Annotated in this window: 8 protein-coding genes; 4 read left to right on the forward strand and 4 right to left on the reverse strand. The window is 26.5% G+C overall.

What is annotated here, in order from left to right; genetic code table 11:
* Positions 1-50 precede the first annotated feature (50 nt).
* Together NL43_RS07410 and cobM are read left to right on the forward strand one after the other, a co-directional pair.
* On the forward strand, positions 51-911 hold the full coding sequence (locus tag NL43_RS07410) for a glycosyltransferase family 2 protein (protein WP_069593415.1): 861 nt from the start codon (positions 51-53) through the stop codon (positions 909-911).
* Between the two features lie 101 nt (positions 912-1,012).
* Positions 1,013-1,789, forward strand: coding sequence for a precorrin-4 C(11)-methyltransferase (gene cobM, locus NL43_RS07415; protein WP_069593416.1), 777 nt, complete (start codon positions 1,013-1,015; stop codon positions 1,787-1,789).
* Positions 1,790-1,982: 193 nt separating this feature from the next.
* Here cobM and NL43_RS07420 read toward each other — a convergent pair whose 3' ends face one another.
* On the reverse strand, positions 1,983-3,005 hold the full coding sequence (locus tag NL43_RS07420) for an adenylosuccinate synthetase (protein WP_069593417.1): 1,023 nt from the start codon (positions 3,003-3,005) through the stop codon (positions 1,983-1,985).
* Between the two features lie 394 nt (positions 3,006-3,399).
* On the opposite strand from NL43_RS07420, the gene NL43_RS07425 reads away from it, so the two are divergent.
* The gene (locus NL43_RS07425; protein ID WP_158005565.1) at positions 3,400-3,867 is read left to right on the forward strand and encodes a GNAT family N-acetyltransferase; all 468 of its coding nucleotides are present in this window, start codon (positions 3,400-3,402) and stop codon (positions 3,865-3,867) included.
* Positions 3,868-3,876: 9 nt separating this feature from the next.
* Here NL43_RS07425 and NL43_RS07430 read toward each other — a convergent pair whose 3' ends face one another.
* Positions 3,877-6,426, reverse strand: a complete 2,550-nt coding sequence (locus tag NL43_RS07430; RefSeq protein WP_069593419.1) for a U32 family peptidase — start codon at positions 6,424-6,426, stop codon at positions 3,877-3,879.
* A 157-nt stretch (positions 6,427-6,583) separates the two neighbouring features.
* The gene (locus tag NL43_RS08455) at positions 6,584-6,934 is read right to left on the reverse strand and encodes a hypothetical protein (RefSeq protein ID WP_069593420.1); all 351 of its coding nucleotides are present in this window, start codon (positions 6,932-6,934) and stop codon (positions 6,584-6,586) included.
* Between NL43_RS08455 and NL43_RS08195 the strand changes: the two genes are divergently transcribed.
* Positions 6,828-7,361, forward strand: a complete 534-nt coding sequence (locus tag NL43_RS08195; RefSeq protein WP_241776241.1) for a mechanosensitive ion channel family protein — start codon at positions 6,828-6,830, stop codon at positions 7,359-7,361. The two genes, NL43_RS08455 and NL43_RS08195, sit on opposite strands and share 107 nt — an antisense overlap.
* A 68-nt stretch (positions 7,362-7,429) precedes the next feature.
* Here NL43_RS08195 and NL43_RS07445 read toward each other — a convergent pair whose 3' ends face one another.
* Complete coding sequence (locus NL43_RS07445) at positions 7,430-7,771, reverse strand: putative quinol monooxygenase (protein WP_069593422.1); 342 nt, start codon at positions 7,769-7,771, stop codon at positions 7,430-7,432.
* Positions 7,772-8,054 lie beyond the last annotated feature (283 nt).

Below are 8,054 nucleotides of genomic sequence, written 5' to 3' on the forward strand. Positions count from 1 at the left end.
ACATATTTTAGAATTTAATATATTATTTTTTTTTAGGAGTTGTACACTTAATGAGTAATGTTGCAGTTTTACTACCAGCATATAATGAAGAAGTAGCTATAGCTAGTATGATTTTATTATCATCCAAATATGCTGATGAAGTTATAGTTATAGATGATGGGAGTTCTGATAGAACTTCAGATATTTCTAAATTAGCTGGAGCTACAGTTTTACGTCATGAAACTAATGAAGGAAAAGGTGCAGCATTAAAAACTGGTTTTATGTATGCTAAAGACTTTGATATTATTGTTACAATTGATGCTGATGGACAACATAATCCAGCGGAAATACCTGATGTTATAAAGCCAATAGAAGATGATGTTGCTGATATTGTTAATGGAAGTCGTTATATTAATGGTACTGATAAGAATACACCTAAATATAGGCGTGTTGGACAAACAGTTTTAGATACAGCAACTAATATTGCATCAGGTGTGAAATTAACAGATACACAGAGTGGTTTCAGAGCATTTTCTTCTGATTCAGTTAAATACTTTAACTTTGATCCTGATGGTTTTGGAATAGAAAGTGACATGTTAATTGAAGCATCAAATAATAATCTGCGCATAACAGAAGTAGAAATAACTGTTAGGTATGATGTAGAAACAAGCACGGATAATCCAGTAGTACAAGGATTAAGTGTACTTATGAGAATTTTAGAAATCATGAGATTTAATCGTCCATTATATTTCTATGGAATTAGTGGTTCAATAATATTATTCTTTGGTATTTTAATATTATTAACAATAAGAAATACTATCTATGGTGGTAATATTTACCTAATGGCTATAGGTATTTTTGTAATGATTATGGGAATTATTTTATTTTTATCTGGAATATTCACTGATACAATGACTAGATTTAAAAAATAGTTTATCTAGAATAAATTACTATTAAAATAAAGTATATTATTAATGAAAATAAAATTATAAGTATATATTAAATTCAATTAAATAAAAGGAATGTAATAAAAATGAATTTTGAAGATTATCAAGGAAAAGTAATTTTTATAGGGGCAGGTCCTGGAGATCCAGAACTCATAACAGTTAAAGGTGCAGAAGCAATTAAAAATGCAGATGTAATTATATATGCTGGTTCATTAGTAAATCCTGCAGTATTAGATATTGCAAAAGAAGATGCTGTAATTTATGATAGTGCAGAAATGAATTTAGATGAAATTATTGATGTAATACAAAAGGCTCATGATGAAAATAAAATTACAGCACGTGTACATACAGGAGATCCTTCAATATACGGGGCAATTGCTGAACAAATTAACCAGCTAAAAGCATTAGATATTGGTTATACTATCATTCCTGGAGTAAGTAGTTTATTTGGAACAGCAGCTGCACTTGAATCACAACTTACATTACCTGAAGTATCACAAACTATTATCATCACAAGACCTGAAGGAAGAACACCAAAACCTTCAAAAGAAGCATTATGCAAATTAGCAGAACATAATGCTACAATGTGTATATTCTTAGGAATTCACATGATTGAAGAAGTTGTTGCAGAACTTACAAAAGAATATGATATAAATACACCTGTAGCAGTAGTTAAAAAAGCCACATGGCCTGACCAAGAAATTGTCAGGGGAGATTTATCTAACATAGCTCAAAAGGTTCATGATGCTGGATTTACAAAAACTGCAATGATTGTAGTAGGTGATGTATTAGATCAACAAAGTGGGGAACAATCTAAATTGTATGACCCTAAATTTGCACACATGTATAGAGATGCAGAGTAAGCATCTTTTTTTTAACTTTCTTTTTTTTAGAATAATTTTTATTATGTAAATATTTCTCTTTTTTTTAAATTTTAGATAATTCTATTCTTTTATTTTAGAAAATTAAATAAATAAAACTATATTTATTATAAAATGAGTATTTTATTAAATGGGATGTTATATTTTTTTTAAAAAAAATAGTTAAAGGAGATAATTATAATTTTTCATCTCTTAAATCAATTGTATCAACAAGGTCTGGTCCTGTGGATATTATTGTAATTGGTACACCAATACTCTCTTCAATATCTTCTATGTATTCTCTTGCTTCTTGTGATAAATCTTCGTATTTGTTTACTTTAGCACATTCTGGGTATAATCTGTCAATACAGGTTAATGCAACTTGTGTAGCACCATTAATCATACATGATCTTCTTGCGAAGTCTTTGTCAAATAATCCTACTCTTCGTTTACGTCCAGTTACTACTCCATATTCTTCTATTCCCATTTTTTCTGCTTCTTCTGGTGATATTTCAGTTGGGAATGGTCCTTCTCCTACTCTGGTAGTGTATGCTTTAAATATTACAACTACATGATCTATTTTTGTTGGACCTACACCTACATCAGCAGCAGCTGTGCTTGCACAAGTATCTTTACTGGTTACATAAGGGTATGTTCCATAGTATAATGATAATCCAAATCCTTGGGATCCTTCAATAAATACATTTTTTCCTTCATCTATTGCTTTGTTTACTTCAGATGGTACATCTGTAATGTAGTCTTCTAAGTCATCTATATCTTGAGCATAGTCAATAGTTCTGTTTATACGATCTGCATTTGCTGGGCCACAGCCACTTCCTGTTGTTCCTATTTTTTTAGATAGGTATGATGAGTCTTTATCTGCTTGGGTATGTTTTTCAGTGATTATTGCACAATGTGAATCCATAAATGTTCTACCATCAACGTCATATTTGCTGAGGTATTCTAGTTCATGTTTAAATACATCTGGGTTAACTAGTACACCAGCGCCTATTAATAGTCTTGCTTCTTTATTGAAGAATCCTGATGGTGTTAGTCTTAACCCGTATTTTTCACCGTTAAATTCAACAGAGTGTCCTGCGTTAGGTCCTACTCCTGCTCTAGCAATTATTTCTGGTTTGTCTTTGGTACAGAAGTATGTGATACATTTTCCTTTACCTTCGTCTCCCCATTGTCCACCAACTAATATGGTACATGTCATAAAAAATCGTATCTCCTTTTATGTAATAATTTTATTCCAATACTTTTTTTTGAAGTATTTTCTTGATTTTTATAATTTTTTTATTTATAAAAGTCTTTTACTTTAATATTTATCTTTAAGATTAAATAAAAAGTTTTCTATTTTTCGTTTTTCTTTTTTTAATTTTTTATTATTTTCTTATTTAATTTAAAATTATTATACATTGTATATATTTTTAATAAACTTTATATATTTTATATATCATAATTTAGTATTATTGGTAAAAAGAATATATAACAAAAAATTTCTTTCAAATTTATTTAAATAAAGTATTTTCTAGAATTATTTAAATAAATGCTATATATTGCTTAATTTAATGAAAGAAGGTTATATTTTTTTATTAAAAGTAATTGTTATGGATAAATACATTAAAACGAATTATCATAGAATAAGTAAAGATTATGAATATGAACTTATACAATCTAAAAATAAATCTCTTAATAAACAATTAATTATTGAAATGGTTAATGATTTAAGAAAAAGTAATTATGAGACGTATATGATATTATGTGATTATGATATTATTGGATTTTTCACATTATGTATAGATAATTATGAATTTGTTCCAAAAATTCAGTGTAATGTTTTAAAAATAATTTGTCTGTATATTTATGAACCATATCGTTTAAGAGGTATTGGTACTGAAGTCTTAAATGATATAATATGGTCTATAAAAAATACTGATTGTAATTGTGTGTTGGTGAATTCTTTTGTTGATTCAGCAATGTTTTTCTTAAAGAATGGCTTTGATTTCTATAAGAGAAGTTATATGGATTATAAGAATAAGTATAATATCATAACTTTGTATAAAAAATTAAAATAAGTTGGTAGATTAGCTTCTACCTTTTTTTCTTCTATTTCTACTTTTTTTATCCTCAAGTACTCTCGTATTTTCAAAGTTACCTTTATTTAGTTTGGAGTATGATATTTCATTAATACTTTCAGAATATTTTCTTTCAGGATTATTCTCTCTAAGTCTTTCTATGTATAATGAGATTACTTTAGAAAGATATCTTTCTTTTGTAAATCTACAATCTAAGGTTATATTTTCAATTCCCATTTCTTTTATAGTGTCTATTTCATCTATTAAACATAATAAGTCATTATTGAAGAAATGACTTTGCTTATTGTAGTCAAAGTATATTTGGAATTTTGCCTTATTTTGTTTGTCTTCTAGAACTACATATTCATCAGTTTCAATATCTAAATCAAAGCCTCCATTTAAGTTTGAGAAATCGTCTTTAGATACCATTATTTCCTGATTTCCTTGTACTATTAATTCAAGTTTTGTATTGTAACTTTTAGATTTAGTTACAAGTTCTTTTATTTCTTTTTGTGATAGTTCACTTGAAATAGTTGCTCCTTTAAATCCATTCTTATTTAACATTGCTACACTATAGTTATTCCATATATTGAGATTATGGGCACCGTAAACATTTGTATCGGGGAATGTTCTAGTTAGTGATGGTGAATCACCCATAATTGATATATTGATATTGTCTTTTCTTAGATTGTTATATATTTTGGTTATTTTTTCTAAGTCTTCATCTGATGTGAATGCAGAAAGTACCCATACAACTTCTTTGTCATCAGCAATACTTGTTGCTTGTCTGAGAATATCTTCGATGTTATTAAAGTAATCTTTTTTATTGTCATATATAAATGATGGATCAAAGTATATTCTGTTTAATGGATTTCTATTTGCTATTGTAAGTAATTCTAGATTATCTACATATACATTTAATCCAACATATTGTGCTTTTTTAATACCATGTTTATTTTCCTTAATTTTTTTATCATAATTCTTTATATTTTTACGTATATCTTCTGCTTTTTCTACATCTGGAATATAGTATTCTAATAGTTTTTCACTAGCTTTATCAAGTACTTCTCTTCGTATAGTGTTAATTTTACCAATAGGCATGAAAACATTATCAGGTAAATTATTAACTCGAACATTGTTAACAATAAATGGAGTTTCACCAGACTTACTCATATGTTCAATAATAGTTTTATCATCTAATGGCTGATTAATAGCTTTTTCTAACTTATTTTTAGATTTATATCCAAAACTAATAGTATCATTATCTATTCTGAAACTAGCATTAACTGTCATTTTCATCTTCTTATTACATGAAACATCTAGAGATATTGGAATATGTGGTTTCACAGTTTCTTTATTGTATTGTTTAGGTCTATCATGTAATTCTTTAGAATAACTAATATATACCTCAGAACCTACTCTGATATCACGAGTAGTTCTAATATGAATATGATTTTCATCTTGTTCTACAATATTATCAATATAAATTCCACGGATATGATTATTATGTTTAAAACCAATACCATCACCATTTTGTAAAATAGGATGATTTTTATCTGCAAATTCAATATCCACATCTTCACCTTCAATAGATATTATTTTTCCAAGATATAATCCTTGATGGAATGAACTTTCTCTTCCCATAACCTCTCCTGGACTATCATTAAGAATATATCCATTTGTATAATATCTATTGAATGTTAAATCAAGTTCTCTTTGTAATTTATTAATAAGTTCTGTATTATCATCATTATTCATATTATCAATCATAGTACGATAGGCTTTAATAACTGTTGTAACATAATCTTCTGATTTAAGTCTACCTTCAACTTTAAGAGAAATAATACCTGCATCAGATATTGCCTTAACATCTTTAAATGTAGCAAGATCATGTGTGGAAATTAAACAACCATTACTAATACTATGATTCTTATATTTAAGTTTATAATCAGATCTACATGGCTGAGCACATGCACCTCTATTAGCACTACGTCCTGAAATAAATGAGGACATATAACAATCTCCAGAAATACAATAACAAAGAGAACCATGACCAAATACTTCTAAGTCTAGGTCAATATTATCTTCTTTTAGACGTGTACTAATTTTTTTAATTTCATCTACTTCCATTTCACGAGGTAATATTACTCGTTTTATACCCTCATCTTTAGCCCATAATAAACTATTATAGTCTCTTAGGGTCATCTGAGTAGAAGAATGAACTTCCATTTCCGGAATAAATTTATTGATTAAATAAACTAATCCAATATCTTGTACAATAACTGCATCAACACCAGTACGGTATAAGAATTGAATATATTTAAGAACATCTAAAATTTCACTACTATTAAATAAAGTATTTACAGTAACATGTACTGTAGCTCCATTTAAATGAGCATATTCTACAGCTTTTTCTATTTCTTCTGATGTAAAATTATGAGCAAAAGCCCTAGCACCATATCTATGACCTGCAATATAAACTGCATTAGCTCCTGCATTAATAGCAACAACAAGAATATCATAAGAGCCTGCAGGTGCTAATAATTCTGTTAAAACCATTTATTCGTAACCTCTAAACTATTTTTTTGTTATAAAAAAGAAAATAATAAAAACATACTTATTCAAAAAAGCTTGTTTAATATATACATATCTCTTTTTCATAATATACAAATTTTTATAATATAATTCTAATAAATAAACAATTATAATGAATAAATTAGGTGGGATAAGTAAAGTTGATTATAGAACAATTAGGCATAACTATTGGTGATATAACTTTATTAGTTAATTTAATATTAGTTGTTGTAATACCATTAATTATTTTAAAATTATTATCTAGTGCTATTGAAAAGATAAATGAAACATCTGCTTTTGATTTTAATTCATTGAAATCATTATCGTTATTTGTAAGGTATGTTACAGTATTTATAATTTTTCTAGGTATATTACATGTACTTGGGATAAATTTCAGATCTCTTTTTGTAAGTTTGAGTTTGGTTACTGTAGCAGTAAGTTTAGCTGCAAAAGATATTTTATCTAATATTATTTCTGGGATAAGTTTATACATGGATCGTAAATTTGAAATTGATGATATTATAGAAATTGATGGTCAAATAGGACAGGTAAAAAAAATTGGTTTTAGATCAGTTGAATTATTTAAGAATAATAAGTTCATAGTTGTTCCTAATAAGTTATTCACAACTAAATCATTTGTTAATTATACTCAAAGAGGATTTTATAAGGTTAAATTTACAATTAAGCTTCCAAATGATGATACACTTAATGAAAAATTGGATGTGTTAGATGAAATTATTAAAAACAATAATTATGTTCTTGATAATCCTGGACATTCTATATTTATAACAGGAATGTCTGCTTTTGGTATGGAAATATTAGTTAAATTTTTTTTAATTAATCCATTAGATGACAATATTGCTGTTTCTGAAATATTAAATGAATTTAGAAATAGATTTGATTTTAAATATGACTTTTAAGTATTTTTTTTCTTATTTTTTTTTAAAAGGGGATTAAGGTTTAATTAAAGTAATTAATTTACTTCAATTTATTTGTATAATATTGTGATTTCTTTTACATCACTATTTACATTTGCACTGTTGGATAGAAGTTCTCCGTAGTATATTTTAACGTCAAGATCTCCATTAATTAAATCTTTTGTTTTTATTCCGAAGTCTTTGAATTCTTCTGTTTGCATGTGTTGTTGTAATGCTTCTTTAGATTCCCATTTTTCGACAAACATTAACTCATCAGATTCAACATCATTATATAAGTTGTAGCTAACATTTCCATAATGGGTTCTTGAAGCTGCAATTAATGTGTTTGCTTCTTTAATGATATCTTCGGTTTTTCCTTCTTTTGGTTTTAAACTTGCGTTTACAATAATCATTTTTCTTAACTCCTATTATTGTATAATAATTAATATTAACTTGAATTTATTTATACTTTTTTTAAAAAATTTATATAATTATTGTAAATATGTTCTGTATACTTAAAAATATTGGTTTTTATAGTTGGGTTATTATGATTGGATTTTTATATTCTCTTATTTTTAGTTATAACAACATAATTTTGTGTTAAATAGTGATTATTCATTTAATTAATTTTTATTAATTTATTCAATATTTTTTGTATATTATCATATTTTTTTATATTTTATTCAATTTTTATGT

This window comes from Methanosphaera sp. WGK6, from assembly GCF_001729965.1.
In the GTDB taxonomy this organism is placed as follows: Archaea; Methanobacteriota; Methanobacteria; order Methanobacteriales; family Methanobacteriaceae; genus Methanosphaera.

Bases quoted from the DNA above. Each gene is read 5' to 3' on its own strand.
- NL43_RS07410 (WP_069593415.1), top strand. From the start codon at position 51: ATGAGTAATGTTGCAGTTTTACTACCAGCATATAATGAAGAAGTAGCT.
- cobM (WP_069593416.1), top strand. From the start codon at position 1,013: ATGAATTTTGAAGATTATCAAGGAAAAGTAATTTTTATAGGGGCAGGT.
- NL43_RS07420 (WP_069593417.1), bottom strand. From the start codon at position 3,005: ATGACATGTACCATATTAGTTGGTGGACAATGGGGAGACGAAGGTAAA.
- NL43_RS07425 (WP_158005565.1), top strand. From the start codon at position 3,400: ATGGATAAATACATTAAAACGAATTATCATAGAATAAGTAAAGATTAT.
- NL43_RS07430 (WP_069593419.1), bottom strand. From the start codon at position 6,426: ATGGTTTTAACAGAATTATTAGCACCTGCAGGCTCTTATGATATTCTT.
- NL43_RS08455 (WP_069593420.1), bottom strand. From the start codon at position 6,934: ATGTATAAACTTATCCCAGAAATAATATTAGATAAAATATCTTTTGCA.
- NL43_RS07445 (WP_069593422.1), bottom strand. From the start codon at position 7,771: ATGATTATTGTAAACGCAAGTTTAAAACCAAAAGAAGGAAAAACCGAA.